12 protein-coding genes, 1 tRNA gene and 1 pseudogene are annotated in these 18,045 nt (G+C 74.2%); 5 read left to right on the top strand and 9 right to left on the bottom strand.

The annotated features are described in order from the left end of the window. Positions 1 to 355 precede the first annotated feature (355 nt). Positions 356 to 693, top strand: a pseudogene (locus ACFWJX_RS23960) (RNA-guided endonuclease TnpB family protein); the annotation flags it as partial. Positions 694 to 728: 35 nt separating this feature from the next. On the opposite strand, the gene ACFWJX_RS23965 reads toward ACFWJX_RS23960, so the two are convergent. Continuing rightward, positions 729 to 3,059, bottom strand: coding sequence for an FtsX-like permease family protein (locus ACFWJX_RS23965; RefSeq protein ID WP_383247097.1), 2,331 nt, complete (start codon positions 3,057 to 3,059; stop codon positions 729 to 731). A 77-nt stretch (positions 3,060 to 3,136) separates the two neighbouring features. Next, a complete protein-coding gene (locus ACFWJX_RS23970; protein ID WP_383247098.1) occupies positions 3,137 to 3,826 on the bottom strand; it encodes an ABC transporter ATP-binding protein in 690 nt (229 codons plus the stop codon). A 238-nt stretch (positions 3,827 to 4,064) separates the two neighbouring features. Between ACFWJX_RS23970 and ACFWJX_RS23975 the strand changes: the two genes are divergently transcribed. Beyond that, positions 4,065 to 5,471, top strand: coding sequence for a sensor histidine kinase (locus tag ACFWJX_RS23975; protein ID WP_383246648.1), 1,407 nt, complete (start codon positions 4,065 to 4,067; stop codon positions 5,469 to 5,471). Further along, positions 5,468 to 6,154 (top strand): response regulator, encoded by a 687-nt coding sequence (locus tag ACFWJX_RS23980; RefSeq protein ID WP_383246651.1) that lies wholly within the window; start codon positions 5,468 to 5,470, stop codon positions 6,152 to 6,154. Before ACFWJX_RS23975 ends, ACFWJX_RS23980 begins: the two co-directional genes overlap by 4 nt. A gap of 51 nt (positions 6,155 to 6,205) precedes the next feature. Here the strand turns inward: ACFWJX_RS23980 and ACFWJX_RS23985 are convergent, their stop codons facing one another. The 3 genes from ACFWJX_RS23985 to ACFWJX_RS23995 are packed head-to-tail and all read right to left on the bottom strand — an operon-like array spanning position 6,206 to position 9,668. Further along, positions 6,206 to 6,559: an SCO4225 family membrane protein gene (locus ACFWJX_RS23985; RefSeq protein WP_383246653.1), complete on the bottom strand. Its 354-nt coding sequence runs from the start codon at positions 6,557 to 6,559 to the stop codon at positions 6,206 to 6,208. A 29-nt stretch (positions 6,560 to 6,588) separates the two neighbouring features. Beyond that, entirely contained in the window at positions 6,589 to 7,272 is a 684-nt protein-coding gene (locus tag ACFWJX_RS23990; protein ID WP_383246656.1) for a response regulator, read from the bottom strand. Next, positions 7,269 to 9,668, bottom strand: coding sequence for a histidine kinase (locus ACFWJX_RS23995; RefSeq protein ID WP_383246658.1), 2,400 nt, complete (start codon positions 9,666 to 9,668; stop codon positions 7,269 to 7,271). Before ACFWJX_RS23995 ends, ACFWJX_RS23990 begins: the two co-directional genes overlap by 4 nt. Before the next feature lie 270 nt (positions 9,669 to 9,938). Here ACFWJX_RS23995 and ACFWJX_RS24000 point away from each other — a divergent pair, with 270 nt between their 5' ends. Together ACFWJX_RS24000 and ACFWJX_RS24005 are read left to right on the top strand one after the other, a co-directional pair. Next, positions 9,939 to 10,394: a DUF5707 domain-containing protein gene (locus tag ACFWJX_RS24000; protein WP_383246661.1), complete on the top strand. Its 456-nt coding sequence runs from the start codon at positions 9,939 to 9,941 to the stop codon at positions 10,392 to 10,394. A gap of 107 nt (positions 10,395 to 10,501) precedes the next feature. Continuing rightward, a complete protein-coding gene (locus ACFWJX_RS24005) occupies positions 10,502 to 11,077 on the top strand; it encodes a TerD family protein (RefSeq protein WP_383246664.1) in 576 nt (191 codons plus the stop codon). A 472-nt stretch (positions 11,078 to 11,549) separates the two neighbouring features. On the opposite strand, the gene ACFWJX_RS24010 is transcribed toward ACFWJX_RS24005, so the two are convergent. From ACFWJX_RS24010 to tmk, 4 genes are all read right to left on the bottom strand, one after another. Beyond that, positions 11,550 to 11,623: transfer RNA gene (locus ACFWJX_RS24010), tRNA-Thr, on the bottom strand. Between the two features lie 128 nt (positions 11,624 to 11,751). Beyond that, on the bottom strand, positions 11,752 to 13,323 hold the full coding sequence (locus ACFWJX_RS24015; protein WP_383246668.1) for an alpha/beta hydrolase: 1,572 nt from the start codon (positions 13,321 to 13,323) through the stop codon (positions 11,752 to 11,754). Between the two features lie 112 nt (positions 13,324 to 13,435). Then, positions 13,436 to 14,641, bottom strand: a complete 1,206-nt coding sequence (locus ACFWJX_RS24020) for a DNA polymerase III subunit delta' (RefSeq protein ID WP_383246671.1) — start codon at positions 14,639 to 14,641, stop codon at positions 13,436 to 13,438. A 128-nt stretch (positions 14,642 to 14,769) separates the two neighbouring features. Next, on the bottom strand, positions 14,770 to 17,979 hold the full coding sequence (gene tmk, locus ACFWJX_RS24025; protein ID WP_383246674.1) for a dTMP kinase: 3,210 nt from the start codon (positions 17,977 to 17,979) through the stop codon (positions 14,770 to 14,772). Positions 17,980 to 18,045 lie beyond the last annotated feature (66 nt).

The raw sequence follows: 18,045 nt of genomic DNA on the forward strand, positions 1-18,045 counted from the left end.
ATCCTGTCCCCGACGGTTCCCGCAGGAATCCGCTACCGTTCCGGCTGCCTCCCGTGCCCACCCGGCGACTTCAAGCCAGGCGACCTGCGACGACGGCTGTGCCGACGGCTTCGGTGAGGCGGAGAACCGTTGGCCACATGTTAGCGATTCGTTGGTGCGACCTGATGTGATCACAACATCGGATCTGGCCCGACGGTGCGCGCGTACAACGCGTTTCTCGGGGGAGTGTCGCCGCCGCGGCCGGATCCGGAGGCGCGTGTGGGCCTCGGTCGGCGGAGGTGACCGACCGGGGTCCGCGCCGCGACTGCCGGACGCTGACTGTCTTTTGCGACGGTGCCACGGTGTGCACGCCGGGGAGAAAGTCGCGAGGCAGCGGGAGGACACCGGCCGCGAGCGGGCCAAGAAGGTTGTCCGCGACCACGACGCCGTCGCGCTGACCGTGATGGACCACCGGCACGGGCGGGACGCCCCCTCGTACACCCCGCGCACACCTCCATGGACCGCGCGCACTGCGATGCGAGAGCCAAGCACGCACTGCCGCTGGCTGAGCGCACCTACACCCGCACCGCGTGCGGCGCCGTCTCCCCAAGGGACAAGGACTCTGCCCGCGTGATGCTCGTCAGGGCCGGTCCCGACCCGGCTGGGACCGACGGCGGAAGACCTTCTGGAGCGCTGCTCCAGGAGGCTGCCTGAGCCAGGAGTCCCCCTTCGTTCACGCGAGGTCGGATTCAATCCGACCGCAGCGCCGTGGCCGTGTCCGTCCTCGCCGCCCAGCTCGCCGGAAGCAGGCCGCCGGCCACCGCGATGACCAGGCCGCCGAGGGCGAGGAGGGTCAGTCGCTGTGGGTCGTAGACGGAGAGGGCCGCGGTGGGCAGGTTCAAGCCGACGCCGTCGCCCATGAGGGGGACGACCCAGTGGTGCAGGGCGACCCCGGCCGGGACCGCGGCCAGGCCCGCGAGCAGGCCGGTTCCGGCGACGGAGGTGACGACCATGGCGACGGTCTGCCGCGGCGTCATGCCGAGGGCCTTGAGGATGCCCAGGTCACGGACGCGTTCCCGCGTGTCGAGGACGACCGTGTTGAGGACGCCCAGGCCGGCGACCACCACGAGCATCAGGGTGAGCATCCCGATCAGCGCGTCCATGGCCAGGATCACGCTCGACGAGTCACCGGTGTTCGCCTGCGCGACGGCGCCCACGCCTTCCAGGTCGCCTTGCAGCGAGCCGAGATAGCGGGCGAGATCCGTGCCGGCTTCGGTCCTCACGTCGTACCGGCCGGGCCGCGCGTCCAGCCCCAGGTCGGCGAGGGTGGAGGTGGAGGTCAGGAGTGCCATCCCTTGGCCCTCGGTGAAGAACGCCTCGCCGACGATCCGCACCGAGGCGTGCCGCCCCCGCTCCGTCAGGCGCAGGGTGTCCCCCACCCCGATGCCGGCGGCATCCAGGAACCGTTTGGTGACCACCGCCTCCCCCGGACCGTCGAGCCAGCGGCCCGCGACGGTCCGGGGAGCGCCCCACGCGGAGTCTCCCTGGTACGCCACCACGGTGGTCGCCCCGGTGATGCCCCGCACGCTCACCTCGGCGCGGGCCGTGCCGTAGAACCGGCCGGTCCCCTCCTGCGCCCGCAGTACCGCGGCGACCCTCTCGGGATCGGCCTTCGGCGTCTCCGCCTCCCTGCCCGCGTGCACGACCTGGGCACCGGGCGGACCGGACCCTCCCCCGGTCTGTACGACGACGGAGCCGGCCGAGTTGAGCATGCGGCCCGCCTGGACGACCCCGAGCGAGAGGGCGAGCCCGACGGCGAAGGTGACGCATACGGCGCCGAAGGCGACGGCCGCCGCCATGGTGCCCGAACGGGCGGGCCGGGCGAAGGGGTCGGCCAGGCCGAGGCCGACCGCGCGGGGCAGCGGCAGCCGTCCCGTGAGCCGCCTCACCGACCGGGCCGACGCCGGCTTCCTCCCCTCCGCGCGGCCGACGCCGAGCGCCGCGACGGTGCTCAGGCGGCCCGCGCGCAGTGCCGGCAGCAGGGCCGCGCCCGCGACCAGGAACAGGGCCCCGGCGGGCACCACGACGTCGATCCACAGGGGGATCGTGGTCACCGGCGCGTCGAAGGCCTCACCGACCTCGCCGAGGACCGGGACGGCCAGCGCGTTGCCCAGGGCCAGGCCGAGGAGGCAGCCGACCACCGCCGGGAGCAGTGCCTGGCCGACGTAGGCCCGGACGACCTGGGCCGGGGTGAAGCCGAGGGACTTGAGGATGCCGATGCGGCGGGTGGCCGCGCCGACCGCGCCGCTGACCACGATGCCGACGACGAGGACGGACAGGAGCAGCCCCAGCACGCCGAAGGCGGCCAGGAAGGGGACGAACGCCCGTGCGTTCGCGGTGCGTTCCTGTTCGACGGTGAGGTGGGACCGCGATCCGCTCAGCGCGTCCGGCGGTACGGCCGCCGTGATCGCGGCACGGCCGGCGGCCACGTCGGCGTCCGTCTCCGCGTGGCGGAAGCGGTAGAGCATCTCGTACCCGGCGGCCGTGCCGTCCTCCGCCGCCAGCGTCTCGGCCTGGTCCGGGGTCACCCAGGCCTGGGCGGTGTCGGTCACCGATCGGGCGATGCCGACCACGGTCAGGGAGGGCGCGCCCGGCGCGGTCGGCAGGGCCAGCTGTCCGCCGGGGCGGGCGGGCAGCACGCCGTCGGCCAGGACGATCTCGCCCGGCCGGGTCGCCCACCTGCCCTCGACCATCCGGACCCGGTCGACCGGGCCGCCGGGGCCCGCCCGGCCGACGACGGTGAAGGGCGGAAGATCCACCCCGGCCGGGAGGACAGCGGTGTCCGAGGCGGTCCTCGCCCGCACGGGGACGGTCCGGAACGGGCCCGCCACGGCCGCCACCCCGGCCGCGTCGGCGGTCCGCGCGAGCCGCTCCGCGGTCACCTTCGTACCGTCGAACTGCCCGGCGAGATGGGCCCCCTGCTGTGCGGCGAAGGCCCGGTCGAAGGGGGCCCGCGCCGCGACCAGCAGGCCGACGGCGAGGACGGACGCGGTCACCGCCATGAGCGTGGTCAGCACCATCACGGCGGTCTGGACGCGGCGGCGGGCCACCCCGGCGCGGACGACCCGGCCGAGAGGGCTCGTGAGTCTTCTGGGGCTCACGGGCTCACCGCCGGACGGTGACCCGGCACGCTGCCGCTGTCCCGGGCGACCCGGCCGTCGACCAGTTCCACGGTCCGCGTCGCGCAGGACCGGGCCAGGACGAGGTCGTGGGTGACCAGGACGATGGTCTGGCCGTCCGCGTTGAGCCCGGTGAGCAGCTCTCGGACCTGCTCGCCGGATGCGGTGTCCAGCGCGCCCGTGGGCTCGTCGGCCAGCAGCAGCGCGGGCCGGTTCATCAGGGCGCGGGCGACGGCGACCCGCTGGCGCTCCCCGCCGGACAGCCGGCCGGGGTAGGCGCCGGCATGCCGTTCGACGCCGAGGTGCCACAGCAGTTCCGCCGCCCGTGCCCGCGCCTCGGCCCGCGGCATCCCGGCCAACTGGGCGGGCAGCAGCACGTTGTCGTGCACGGTCAGGTCGTCCAGCAGGTTGAAGAACTGGAAGACCATGCCGATCCGGTCCCTCCGGTACCGCGCCGAGCCCGTCTCGTTCAGCTCGTCCACCCGCACCCCGCCGACCGTGACGCTGCCCGCGCTGGGCCGGTCCAGTCCGGCGATCAGGTTGAGCAGCGTCGACTTGCCGCTGCCGGAGGGCCCTACGACGGCCAGCGCCTCCCCCGCCCGCACGCTCAGCGTGACGTCGTCGAGGGCGGGCGGTCCCGCGCCGTACTTCCTGCTCACCCCATGCATGTCGATGACGGGTGCGGTCGATGTCACGACGCCTCCTGCGGCCTGTGGTCGGTGGTCGGTGGTCGCCCCGACGCTAGGGAGGGAACCGGTCCGGGGTCGTCGCCCGCTACGGCGAGACCGGCTGCCGTACCGGGCGGACCCGGCGCGCGGGTCATCCCTGCGATGTACGCGGACGATGTAGGGGCCCTCGCCACCGGGAGGGATGTGGGCGGGGCGGGGTGCTTGCGACACTGAGCGCATGGGTGGGGCTGCGGGGGCGACACGGGCGGGGACGGCGGACCGGTGGAGGTCCGCCCTCACGGCACTGCGCGGGTCGGCCGCCTCGGTGCTGCCCGGGTCCGGTGCGTCGGCGTTGCTGCGTGCCGCGGGACCGCTGCCGCGCCCGTCCCGGTGGATGTGGACGGCCGACGTGATCCTCGCCTTCGTACTGGCGGTCTGCACGGTGGGCACCGCGGTACGGCAGGGCGACGCGGGCATGGTCGTACCGTCGGGGAAAGTGCCCCTCGTGCAGGGGCCGGTACCGGTGCCAGTGCCGCCTCCGCCGCCCGCGGGCTGGGTCGCGGACCTCGGTCCGGTCGGCCATCTCGAACCCTGGCAGATCGTCCTGGCCGCGCTGACCGCCCTGCCCCTGGCCGCCCGCCGCCGGTACCCGCTGACGGCCTTCGGGGCCGTGATCGTCACGACGCTGCTGTCCAACCAGCGTCTGGGCGCGGGCGACACGACCGTCTACACGTTCCTGTCCTGCGTGGTCGCCGCGTACAGCGCCGCCGTCTACAGCCCGCACCGGCTGCGCGCACTCGCCGGCGTGCTCACGGGCGCCGGTCTGATCGCGGCGTTCCCCGAGGAGAACTTCCCGTACGTCACCCCGGGCGTGGTCCCCTTCCTGCTGCTGGTCGGCGTGGGTCTGGGGGCGAACGCGACCCACGTCTGGAAGCAGCGGGTGCACGCGCTGGAGGTACGGCAGGAGGCCGCGACCCGGCTCGCGCTGGACCGTGAGCGGGCCCGCATCGCACGGGAGTTGCACGACATCGTCACCCACAATGTGAGCGTGATGGTGATCCAGGCGGGCGCGGCCCGCAAGGTGATGGACGCCGCGCCCGACCGGGCTCGTGAGGCGCTGCTGGCCGTCGAGGCGGGCGGGCGCACGGCGATGGCCGAACTGCGGCAGGTCATGGGCCTGTTGACGCCGGCCGGGGAGGAGCCCGAAACCGGCACGGACACTGACCATGTCCTCGACGCCGACCTGGCCCCGCAGCCCGACCTGTCCCAGGTTCCGGCGCTGGTCGGCCGGGTCCGCGCCACCGGCGTACCCGTGGAACTGACCGTCACCGGCACTTCGGTGCCGCTGCCCGCGGGTGTCGGCCTCGCCGCGTACCGCGTGGTGCAGGAGGCGCTGACCAACACTGTGAAGCATGCGGCGGGTGCCACGGTCCGGGTGGCCCTGGAGCACACTCCCGACGCCCTGCATGTGGTGGTGACCGACACCGGTGGGACGGCCTCCGCGTCGGCCCGGACCGGCACCGGCCGCGGTCTGACCGGCCTGCGCGAACGCGTCGCCCTGCACGGCGGCACCCTCCGGGCGGGCGGCCGCCCCACCGGCGGCTACCAGGTACACGCGGTCCTCCCGATCGGGGAACCTGCATGACCGAGCCGCTCCGCGTCGTGATCGCCGACGACCAGGCGCTGGTCCGCACCGGCTTCGGCATGATCCTGGCGGCCGACGGGATCGACGTCGTGGCCGAGGCCGCCGACGGCGACCAGGCCGTCGAGGCGGTCCACCGCACCCGCCCCGACCTGGTGCTGATGGACATCCGCATGCCCGGCACGGACGGCCTGGAAGCCACCCGGCGCATCCTGTCCGGCGCGGTGCCCGACCCGCCGCCCCGCGTCGTCATGCTGACCACGTTCGATCTGGACCGCTACGTCTACGCCGCCCTCACCGCGGGCGCCAGCGGCTTCCTCCTCAAGGACGTCACCCCGGAACACCTGGTCGCGGCCGTCCGCCTGACCCGCGCCGGGGACGCGCTGCTCTCCCCCGCCATCACCCGCCGCCTGGTCGAACGCTTCGTCGCCCACGGCTCCGGTACGGCCGCCCTGCACCGGGACCTCTCGGTCCTCACCCCACGGGAGCGGGAGGTCCTCCAGGCCCTCGGCGGCGGCCTCAGCAACGCGGAACTCGCGGCCCGCTTCCGTCTCAGTGAGGCGACCGTGAAGACCCATGTGGCCCGCATCCTCGCCAAGCTCCGCCTCCGGGACCGTGCGCAGGCGGTCGTCGTCGCCTACGAGACCGGCCTGATCGTGCCTCGCTCGGGCGACGTGGGTGTCTGAGGGGCAGGCGTCGTCCTCGTCACCGCCACGCGTGCCTCCCGGCCACCGGGGTCAGGAAGCCGCCGTTCCGCGCCCGCCGCCGCGGCGCAGCGCGCGGGAGCACCAGCCGATGACCGTCGCGTTGATCAGCGCGCCGAGCACGACGGCGAGGAGCAGCATCGCGCCGCTGTCCGGCAGTACGAGGAACAGGAGGCTGCCCGGGGCGGTGGCGAGCAGCGGGATGACGGCCGCCATGGACTCGCCCGAGTCGTCGACCGCGCTCACCACGATCGCCCAGACGAGCAGGGCGGCACAGACCGCGAGGTAGGCGAGGGCGACGGCGTCACCGAGCACATGGCGCAGTCGGCGGGAAAAGGGCTGGCCGGTACCGGAACCGGTACCGGTATTGGTGTTGGCATCGGGCACGGTGGGCTCCTCGGCCGGTGGGTGGTCGGTCAGATGTGGGTGCCGGGCAGGTTCGGGCGGGCGAGTCCGAGGTCGTAGGCGAGGATCGTCGCCTGGACCCGGTCGCGCAGCCCGAGTGTGCGGAGCAGCGCGTTGACGTGGGACGTCACGGTGCCGACGGTGGTGCCGAGCTGCCCGGCGATCTCCGCGTCGTCGAGCCCGGAGGCGACCAGGGTGAGGACGTACCGTTCGCGGCCGGTCAGGCTGTCCGGCTCGCGGGGGCCGCTCCCTGCCCGGAACCCGGGGCCCGCACCGGACGCGTAGTGGCCGATGAGGCGGCGGGTCGCGGACGGGGTGAGCACGCTGTCGCCGGCGGCCACCACCCGTATCCCGCACAGGAGTTCGGTGGAGCGCACGTCCTTGAACAGGAGGCCGGAGGCGCCGGCACGCAGCGCGTCGAACACGTAGGCGTCGAGGTCGAAGGTGGTCAGCACCAGCACCCGGGGCGCGTTCTCCCGGCCGGTGATGATCCGGGTGGCGGCGATGCCGTCCAGGTCCGGCATCCGTACGTCCATGACGACCACGTCGGGCGTCAGTTCCGCGGCGAGCCGCACCGCCCCGGCGCCGTCACCGGCCTCGCCGACGACCGTCATGTCCTCCTCGGCGTCGATGACGGCGGCGAACCCGGCCCGCACGACGCCCTGGTCGTCGACGACCAGCACCCTGAGGCTCACCGCTCCCCCTCCTCGTCGCCGCCGCGCTCGGGAACCGGGTCCGGCATCGGGTCCGGAACCGGGTCCGGAACCGGGTCCGGAACCGGGTCCGGAACCGGGTCCGGAACCGACGCCCCCGTGAGGGGCAACCGCAGACGTACCGCGCCCGGTTCCGCCGCGGTCAGGGTGCCGCCCAGTGCCGCGACCCGCGCCGCCAGCCGCTGCCGTACGGCGGGACGGCCGGCGCGGGGCACCCCGGTGGTCGTGAGGGTCAACGTGTCGCCGTCGACGTCGAGTTCGAGCACCGCGGGCTCCTCTCCGCCGACGGCGAGCATCGTCTCGGCGGCGTGATAGGCGGCCAGGTCCACGGCCGTCGGCAGCCGTTCGGGTACCCGGTCGGAGAGCCGTATCTCCACCTCGCGGCCGGTGGCCCGGCACTGCTGGGCGAGCAGGTCGAGGGCCTGGAGGGTGGGCTGCGGGCGCAGTTCGGGCCCGGTCGGCCCCGGCTCCCCCTCCCGGACCGTGTCGAGCAGCGCGCGCATCGCTGCCAGGGCCTCGCGGGCCCGATCGGCGGCCGTGTCGAGCCGGCCCGCCTCCGCCTCCGCGACCATGTCGGCGGCGCGCGCCAGCACCGTGGTCTCCAGACCGGCGGCGATCCGGCGCCGCTCGGCCCACGCGTCCCGTACGGCCGCCTCGGTCCAGGCGGCGAGACGTTCCTCCCGCACCCCACGCGCGGCCAGGTCCCGCCGCCCCCGCACGGCTCCCGCCCAGCGGGCCGCGCCCACCACCAGCGCCACCGCGGCCGTCGCGCCCACGGGGACCGCCCAGTCGGGGAGGTCCGTGCCACGGTCCAGGACGGCGGCACTCACGGCGACGGCGTGTACGGCGACGGCGGCCGAGGGCATGCCCGGGGGACGCCGCGCGCGCTGGTCGCGAGTGAGCACGGCCGCGTCCGCGGCGAGCGCCACGCACGTGGCGAGCATGCTCAGCGCCAGCGGCAGGACGACGGGACCGGTGTACTCCCCCACCGCCATCGCCACCGGCCACAGCGGGGCCAGACCGAGCAGTACGCCCTGGGCGGCGCGCGGCGCCCGCCGCAGCCACAGCAGCGCGACGGCCTGCGCCGCGGCCAGCAGCGCGAACAGCACGCCGGCCGACACCTGCGACCCGCTCGACGTGGCCTCCGACCGGACGACCAGCACCGGCAGCAGCGGTTGCAGGCACAGCCCGACCGCGGCCGTCACCTGGGCGAGACGGTAGCTGCGCGGCACGGACGCCTCCACCGGCGCGGCGGAACGCCCCGGCAGGACCGCCCGCACCTCCCAGCCGCCCTCGGGCGTCGGACCGCTGGTCAGCGTGCCGCCGGCCTCCCGTGCCCGGGACCGCAGGAAGCCCTGGCCACGTCCCGAGCCGAGACCCGCGCCGTGCGCCGCGGCACCGGCCGGCGGTGCCGCGCTCGTCACCACCACCTCGGTGCGGGTGTCGCCGTAACGGCACCGCACCGTCGTGGCGGCACCGGGGGCGTGCCGGGCGACGTTGGTGAGCGCCTCGCGCACGATGCCGTACGCCGCGTCCGCCACGGCACCGTCCGGCAGCGGATCGATCTCGCACTCCACCCGCTGGTCCAGCCGGCGGAACCCGGCGACGAGGCCTCGCAACCGCTCCTCGGGAGAGGGAAGTTCCTCCCGCGAGGGAGCCGGCGCCCGCACCGCGCCCAGCGCGCGGGTCACCTCGCGCCCGGTCTCGGCCGCGAACTCCAGCGCGCCCTCGGCGAGTTCGGGACGGCGGTCGCGCAGCCCCAGCGCCGCGCCCGCCGTGACCACCACGGCCGTCAGATGGTGGGCGCTGACGTCGTGCAACTCCCGTTCCATCCGACGCCGTTCTGCCGCCGGCAGCCGGTGACGCTCGGCCTCGGCGCGCCGCAGCACCCGCTCGGCCGTCCCCCGTGCCCGACGGGTGCGCCGCACCAGCAGACCGGTGCCGCACGCGGCGGCGTACAGCAGGGCGGTCAGGACGAGGTCGAGCCCGTCGCGGTCGCTGAGCCCGTGCAGGCTGATGTTCTGGAGAAGCTGCCAGGCGGCGAGCGCGACGACGCACAGCACGGCGGTGAAGGTGTCGCGTTCGGTCGCCACCGTGAACAGGGCCAGCGCGACCCCCGCGGTCCCGAGGACCGCCATCGCGCCGACGGGCAACGGCCCGGCGCCCAGCGCACAGGCGGCGGCAACCAGCATGAGAGCCACCACTGGCCGGGCACGGCGGAGCGCGAGAGCGGCTGTGACCGGCCCGGCGACCAGCGCGGCCACCAGCAGGGCGGACGCGGGCGGTACGGCCCCACGCACCAGCTCCGCCCCGGGCCACACCACGGCCTGGACGCAGATCAGCAGGACCGGGAGCAGCCGGTCATCGGTTCGGTTCATGACGAATCCAGGCTATGGCCGCAGGTGAACGGCCCTCTCCGGCTGGAGGCGGATTTCGTTCTCTTACCTGGGATGCAGAGGGAGGGGGGCGGCGCGGAGTCGCTCTCTACCTCCGGTTCGGGAGGACGGTCATCCCGCAGCGCGAGGACCACGGGACCGGGCGCCCCTAGGCTCGATCACATCGAGGAAGGGATCGGCGGCCGGCTCGTCCGAGCACCCCGATCGTCTTCCCTTCCTTCCCTTTCACCACCCACTTCAGGGGGATCTCCCATGTCCAAGCGCGTTCTCGTGTCGTCGATCGTCGGCGTCGTGGCCCTCGGCGGAGTCGCCGCCGGCGGTCTGGCCCTGGCCTCGACGGAGACGGCCAGGAAGCTGACCGTCGACAACGCCTCGGCCCGCTACGTCCCACCGTCCGCCGGCCTGACCGGCTCCCTCACCTTCACCGCGGACGTCAGCGACGACTCCGGCGTCCGCGGCCTGAAAGTCCTTGCCTGGCCGACTGGTTCGAGCCTGGATCCGACCGAGACGGAGATGGGGTCCGTGGAGAGCGCGACCTGCCGAAGCACCTCGGACGACACGTCCCGCTGCACCTACACGCTGAAGATCACTAAGGCGGAGGCAGCCGAACTGGCGGAAGGCAGCTGGCACATCTCGACCCTGGCGACGGCCAAGGACGGCGACACGGAGTTCGCGCCCCGCACGTCCGAGTTCACCGTCGCCCGCTGACGGTCCCGGCGCCGTCGCCACCCTCCCGGTAATTTCTACACTGTTGTAGAGTTTTTTCGGGTTCACGTCTCATGGATCCGAGGGCGGTTTCCGAGGAGGAGAGCAGCGTGGGAGTTTCTCTGTCCAAAGGCGGCAACGTCTCGCTCAACAAGGAGGCCCCGGGTCTGACCGCGGTCCTGATCGGACTCGGCTGGGACGTACGGACCACGACGGGTACCGACTACGACCTGGACGCCTCCGCACTGCTGTTGGACGCGTCCGGCAAGGTCGCCTCCGACCAGCACTTCATCTTCTACAACAACCTCAAGAGCCCGGACGGTTCCGTCGAGCACACCGGCGACAACCTGACCGGCGAGGGCGAGGGCGACGACGAGAGCGTGAAGGTGAACCTCGCCGCCGTGCCCGCCGAGATCGACAGGATCGTCTTCCCGGTCTCGATCCACGACGCCGAGAACCGCGGCCAGAGCTTCGGCCAGGTGCGCAACGCCTTCATCCGCGTCGTCAACCAGGCGGGCGGCGCCGAGATCGCCCGCTACGACCTCTCCGAAGACGCCTCGACGGAGACCGCGATGGTCTTCGGCGAGCTGTACCGGAACGGCACGGACTGGAAGTTCCGTGCCGTCGGCCAGGGTTACGCCTCCGGCCTGGCCGGCATCGCCACCGACTTCGGCGTCAATCTCTGACCCACCCCCCGACGGTCGGTTGCCGACCGCCTCCGCGGCGGCCGGCGGCTGCCCGGCCCTGTCGCCGACGACGGGTGCCGGCTCGGCCGAGCCGGACGGCGGGGTCGCGGCCTTCCCGTACGAGGTGTCCTTGGTCAGCCGGCCGCGGGAGCCGAGGAAGGTGACGTCCTTCGGCGGCCTGGGCGCGGAAGAGTGCCGCCGCAAAGATTTCAACTCGGCGCTCCATTGCAACTCCGAATTGGCACCGAGGCCGTCCGCATCTCACGGAGCACCGTCCGCGTTCAGAATGCGAGACGAGAGGTTACGTGCACCGCGCTGACGGCACTCGGCTGCCCGCCCGCGAAGAACGCCACGCCCGCCCGCCCCGACCCGCCCCGCCACCAGCCCACGGGCGTCCAGGGCCGCTCCGCCCACGCGCCGAAGAAAAGCGAAAGCCCCAGGTCACGGCGAGTGAGTCCTGGGGCTTTCACAGAGCCGCCTTCGGGATTCGAACCCGAGACCTACGCATTACGAGTGCGTTGCTCTGGCCATCTGAGCTAAGGCGGCGCGCTGTGCGCACCATGGTGCGGTCAGCAACGCGGGTAAGTCTACACAGTTTCCGGGAGTGCTCCGAACCGCCCCCGGAGGCCGTCGCTCCGGGGTGGCCTCGGACTGGCCGCGGAGTGACCGCAGACCTATGAGCAGCGCTTTCCGTCCGTCGGAGGGGTGCCGCGGACGAGGTAGGCGTTGATCGCGGAGTCGATGCAGGAGCTGCCGCGGCCGTAGGCGGTGTGGCCGTCGCCGCGGTAGGTCAGGAGGCGGGCCGAGGAGAGCTGGCGGGCCAGGGACTGGGCCCAGCGGTAGGGGGTCGCGGGGTCGCGGGTGGTGCCGACGACGACGATCGGGGCCGCGCCCTTCGCCTCGATGCGGTGCGGTTCACCGGTGGGCGCGACCGGCCAGTACGCGCAGTTCAGGGAGGCCCAGGCGAGACCCTCGCCGAAGACGGGGGACGCCTTCTCGAAGTCGGGCAGCGCCCCGCGCACCTCGTCGGGGCCGTTGAACGCGGCCGGCAGGTCGAGGCAGTTCACGGCCGAGTTGGCGAACATCAGGTTGGCGTAGCCGCCCTCGGCGTCCCGCTCGTAGTAGCTGTCGGAGAGGACGAGCAGTCCGGCGCCGTCGTTCTCGCGCATCGCCGAGGTCAGCGCCTCGCGCAGCTGTTGCCAGGCGCTCTCGTCGTACATCGCCGCGATGACGCCGGTGGTGGCGAGGGACTCGGTGAGCCTGCGGCCGTCCGCGTCGCCGGTGGGCAGGGGGCGGGCGTCGAGCCGGTCGAAGAACGCCTTGAGGTTCTTTCCGACCTGCGCCGCCTTCGTGCCGAGCGGGCAGTCCGGCTGCCGCACGCAGTCCTTCGCGAACGACTGGAACGCCGTCTCGAAGCCCGCCGTCTGGTCCAGGTTCATCCGGCGGGAGGGCAGCGACGGGTCCATCGCGCCGTCCAGCACGAGCCGCCCGGCCCGCTCCGGGAACAGCCCCGCGTACGTCGCGCCGAGGAACGTCCCGTACGACGCCCCCACGTACGTCAGTTTCCGGTCCCCGAGGGCCGCGCGCAGGATGTCCATGTCGCGGGCCGCCTCGACGGTGGAGACGTGCCGCAGCAGCTTGGGCGACCGTGCGCCACAGCCCTCCGCGAACTCCTTGTAGGCGTCGACCAGTTCGTCGGTCTCGCGCTGGTCGTCGGGGGTGACGTCGGTCTGCGTGTACGCGTCCATCTCACGCCCGTCGAGGCACTCCACGGGCTCGCTGCGGGCCACCCCGCGAGGGTCGACGGCGACCATGTCGTAACGGGCGCGGACCTGTGCGGGGTAGCCGATGCCGGCGTACTGCTGGAGGTAGCCGACCGCCGAGCCGCCCGGTCCGCCCGGGTTCACCAGCAGCGAGCCGATCCGCTTGCCGGGGCCGGTCGCCTTCTTGCGGGCGACGGCGAGCCGGACGTCGTCCGTGCCGGGGCGGGCGTAGTCGAGCGGCGCCTTCATCGTGGCGCACTGGAACCCGGGGACGCCGCAGTCGCGCCAGCTCAGCTTCTGCCCGTAGTACGGCGCGAGCGCGGACGGCGTGGCCTGCGGCAGCGCGGCCAGTGCCGCTCCGGCCGCCGCGGGGCTGGCGGAACTCGTCGAACTCCCGGAGGAGCAGGCCGAGACGAGCAGGGCGGCGAAGGAGAGGAGCGTGACGCCGGTACGGAACCTGTGGGAGGAGCGCCTGGTGTGCATCCAGCGAGCGTAACTGTGGGCAACGAGCTGAATGCGGTGCGTACGCCAACTGCCACGGACGAGTGACCCGGTCAATCCGCTCGGTCCCGGCGGCCGCCCACCGGACGGACTCTCAGCCCGCTCTCAGCGCCATCGTCATCGCCTCCACCGCCAGCAGCGGAGTCACATTCCGGTCGAGGGCCTCCCCGCACGCGGCGATCGCCTCGATACGGCGCAGGGTGGACTCGGGGGTGCTGGCACGAGCCAGCCGCTCCAGGGCGTCCTCGGCGTCCACGTTGGCGAGGGCGATGCGGGAGCCGAGCTGGAGGGCGAGGACGTCGCGGTAGAAGGCGGTGAGGTCGGCGAGCGCGACGTCGAGGCTGTCGCGCTGCGTCCTCGTGCGCCGCCGCTTCTGCATGTCCTCCAGGTCCTTCATCACGCCCGCCGTGCCGCGCGGCATGCGGCCGCCCTGCACCGCACCCATCGCCGCCTTCAGCTCGTCGGTCTCCTTGGTGTCCCGCTCCTCGGCGAGCTGTTTGGCGTCCTCGGCGGCGGCGTCGACGAGTTCCTGCGCCGCCTTGAGGCAGCCGCCGACGTCCTCGACGCGCAGTGGCAGCTTCAGCACGGCGGCGCGGCGCTCCCGGGCCGCCGGGTCGGTGGCGAGCCGGCGGGCCCGGTCGACGTGCCCCTGGGTGGCGCGTGCGGCGGACGCGGCGACGGCCGGCTCGACGCCCTCGCGCCGTACGAGCATGTCGGCGACCGCGTCCACGGAGGGTGTGCGCAGGTTCAGATGCCGGCAGCGGGAGCGGATCGTGGGCAGGACGTCCTCGATGGAGGGCGCGCACAGGAGCCAGACCGTACGCGGGGCCGGCTCTTCGACGGCCTTGAGGACGGCGTTGGCCGACTTCTCGTTCAGCCGCTCGGCGTCCTCGACGAGGATGATCTGCCAGCGTCCGGTCGCCGGGGAGGTGTACGACTTGCGGACCGTGTCCCGCATGTCCTTGACGAGGATCTCCGCGCCCACGGCGGCGACCGTGGACACATCGGCGTGGGTGCCGACGAGGGCCGTGTGGCAGCCGTCGCAGAAGCCGCAGCCCGGGATCCCGCCGAGCGCCCGGTCCGGGCTCACGCACTGGAGCGCGGCGGCGAAGGCCCTGGCCGTCTGGATCCGGCCCGCGCCGGGCGGCCCCGTGAACAGCCAGGCGTGCGTCATGCTCGACGCCTCGGGCGGCGCGGTCCCGGCCGTGGTCGCGGTGACGAGCGCGTCGGCGTCCCGGGCGGCGGCGGCGAGCTGATCGCTCACCTTCTCCTGCCCGACGAGGTCGTCCCACACGGTCATGGGTCACGCCGCCCTTCCGTCACATACACGTCCGCACCGCCGGTCGGTCCGCGGTGCGGATCACCCTGCGCCTTGCCGGTTCCATTGTGCGGGCAGCCACTGACAACCCGGCGCGGCGGTCACGGACGTCAGCGCCGCCGGCCCCGCCCGCGGCCCTCGTCGCGGTCGTCGTCGTCCCGGTGCGGGCCCAGAAGCTCGTCCGCCAGCGACGGCAGGTCGTCCAGCGGGGTCTCCTCGGCCCAGTCGGAGCGAGGCCGCTGACGGGGCGCGCCCGACTCGTCGACCTGGGGCAGTTCCCGCGTCCGGTCCTCGGTCCCGTCCGGCCCCGCCGCGCGCTCGTCGCGGAAGTACCCCGGCGGCACCCGGTCGCCCGGATGCTCCTCGGACACGGACGGCAGTACGGCCGTCTCCTCCTCGGGGCTCGCCCCGCGCACTGGCGGCAGTACGGCCGTCTCGTCCGCGGCCCCGGCAGGCGCCGGCGGCTGCGGCAGCTCGGCCGTCACCTCGTTGTCCGATCCCCGCGCCGCGGACTCCCCGGCGGCCGGCGCCGCGGCAGCATCCGCCGCGTCCTCGACCGGTTCCTTGTCCATCCGCACGGGAGGCAGTACGGCCGTGTCCTCGATCGGCCCGCCCGACGCGTTCGTCGGCGTCACCACCGGGGTCGGCACGGTCACCGCCTCGGGGGCGACCGAGGGCGCCGCGGGCGGGGCCGGCCGCAGCCGGGCCTGGGCCGCGGCGGCGGCCTGCTCCGCGGCGCGCCGCGCCTCCTCGGCCCGCAGGAGCGCCTCCTCGGCCTTGCGCTGCTTCTCCAGGCGCCGCGCCTCGGCCTCGGCGCGCAGCCGGGCCTCTTCCTCGGCCTGCTTGCGGCGCCGCTCCTCCTCCGCCTTGCGGCGGGCCTCCTCCTCGGCGCGGGCCTTCTCCTCGGCGAGGAGCCGCACCCGCTCCTCCTCCGCACGCCTGCGTGCCTCCTCGGCGCGCTGCCGGGCCTCCTCAGCCTGCCGCTCGGCCTCGCGGCGCTGCGCCTCCTCCAGCTCGCGGCGCTTGCGCTCCTCCTCCTCGGCGCGCAGCTTGGCGAGCTGCTCCTGGCGCTCCCGCTCCAGGCGCTCCTCCTCGGCCTTGCGGGCGGCCTCCTCCTCAGCCTTGCGGCGGGCCTCCTCCTCGGCCTTCCTCCGTGCCTCCTCCTGGGCCTTGATCTCGGCCTCTGAGAGCGGCAGCATCCGGTCGAGCCGGTGCCGGACCACGGTGGTCACGGCCTCCGGCTCCTGGCCGGCGTCGACGACGAGGTAGCGGCCGGGGTCGGCGGCGGCCAGCGTGAGGAAGCCGGAGCGCACCCGCGTGTGGAACTCGGCCGGCTCCGACTCCAGGCGGTCCGGCGCCTCGGTGAAGCGCTCACGGGCGGTCTCCGGGGAGACATCCAGCAGGATCGTCAGATGCGGCACGAGCCCGTTCGTCGCCCAGCGCGAGATCCTCGCGACCTCGGTCGGGGAGAGGTCCCGGCCGGCACCCTGGTAGGCCACGGACGAGTCGATGTACCGGTCGGTGATGACCACCGCGCCGCGCTCCAGGGCGGGCCGCACGACGGTGTCGACGTGCTCCGCGCGGTCCGCGGCGTACAGCAGTGCCTCGGCGCGGTGCGACAGACCGGCGCTGGAGACGTCGAGCAGGATGGACCGCAGCCGCTTGCCCACGGGCGTGGCCCCCGGCTCGCGCGTGAGGACGACCTCGTGGCCCTTGGCCCTGATCCACTCGGCGAGCGCCTCGGCCTGCGTGGACTTCCCCGCGCCGTCGCCGCCCTCCAGGGCGATGAAGAACCCGGTCGACAGCGGCGCCTGCTCCGGGTCGTCGCCACCGAGCAGCGCGTCCCGCAGGTCGTTGCGCAGGGGGACGCCGGAGCGGTCGTCGACCTTGGCGAGCACCAGCGCGGCCACCGGCAGCAGCAGCGCGCCGACCAGCATCAGCGTGAACGCCGCTCCACCGTGGGCGAAGACGAACTTGCCGTTCTCCAGCCGGTGCGGCCCGATGAGCGCCGCCACCAGTGGGGCGATCAGGGCGCCGAGCGCCACCAGGACCCGTACGACCGCGTGCAGGTGTTCCGTCACGCGCGTGCGGCGCTGGTCCTCGGTCTCCTGGTCGAGCAGCGCGTGCCCGGTGTTGGCGGCGATGCCCGCGCCGACGCCGGCCAGGGCCGTGATCAGCAGCACGGTGGTGACGTCCGGGACCAGACCCGCCGCGAGCAGGGCCACGCCGGTGAAGGCGATCGCCAGCGCGAGCAGCCGGCGCCGCGACAGCGTCACCAGCACCTTCGGTGCCGTACGGATGCCGACGGCGACTCCGCCGGTCAGCGCGAGCACCAGCAGGCCGTACGTCACCGGGCCGCCGCCCAGGTCCTTGGCGTGCAGCACCGCCACGGCGACGGCGGCGGCGATCGCCCCGGCCACGGCCGCGCAGGCGAGGACGAGCACCGGGACGGCGCCCGTGCGGCCGCCGTCGACACCGGTGGCCGTCCGCGGACGACGCAGGCCTTCGAGCGGGGACCGCGCGCGCGGAGTGCGGGTGCCGGGCAGGTCCAGGAAGACCACGACGGACAGGGAGCCGGCGAACAGCCCGCCCGCCACGTACGAGGCGAGGGCCGCCTGGTGCTGGCCGAACCAGTCGATGCCGGCGCCCAGAAGGTTGTTGAACAGGGCCGCGGCGACCAGGGTGGCGGCCGCCAGCGGAATCGCGAGGAAGTTCGTCCGCAGGGACAGGCGGCGCAGGGCGTCCAGGTGGTCGGGCAGCGGCCGTACCGTCGCGCCCTCCAGGGGCGGGGCGGGCAGCAGCGCGGGGGCGGCGCTCTCGCGGGCGACCGTCCAGAACCGCTCGGCGACGCCGGTCACGAAGACGGTGACCAGCAGCAGCGCCAGGGCGTCGTCGGGCATCCAGTCGATCCACAGGGGCGCGACGAGCAGCAGGGCGGCCCGCACACCGTCCGCGCCGACCATGGTCCAGCGGCGGTCCAGCGGGCCGTCCGGCGAGGTCAGGGAGGTCAGCGGGCCGAGGAGGACGGCGCCGAAGAGCACGGTGGCGAGCACCCGGACCGCGAAGACGATCGCGACCGCGAACGCCACGCCCCGGTAGCCGCCTCCGAAGGAGCCCTCGGCGATGGCCGCCTGGAGGGCGAGGAGGACCAGCACCAGGAGGGCGAGGGCGTCGCCGACGCCGCTCACCAACTGTGCGCTCCACAGGCGCCTCAGCTGCGGCTCACGCAACAGGGCGCGCACGGCGCGCTCGCGGGAGTCCACCACCAGGGCGTCGTCCGGGGCCGGGTGGTGGGCCGTTGGCTGCTCGGCTCGCGTCATGCTTTCAGCCTATCGGCAGCGACTGACAGCCCGGAGGGCCCGTCCATACGTACGCACGCCCCGACA

Origin of the sequence: Streptomyces sp. NPDC058335, from assembly GCF_042723915.1 — a bacterium.
Classification (GTDB): Bacteria; Actinomycetota; Actinomycetes; order Streptomycetales; family Streptomycetaceae; genus Streptomyces.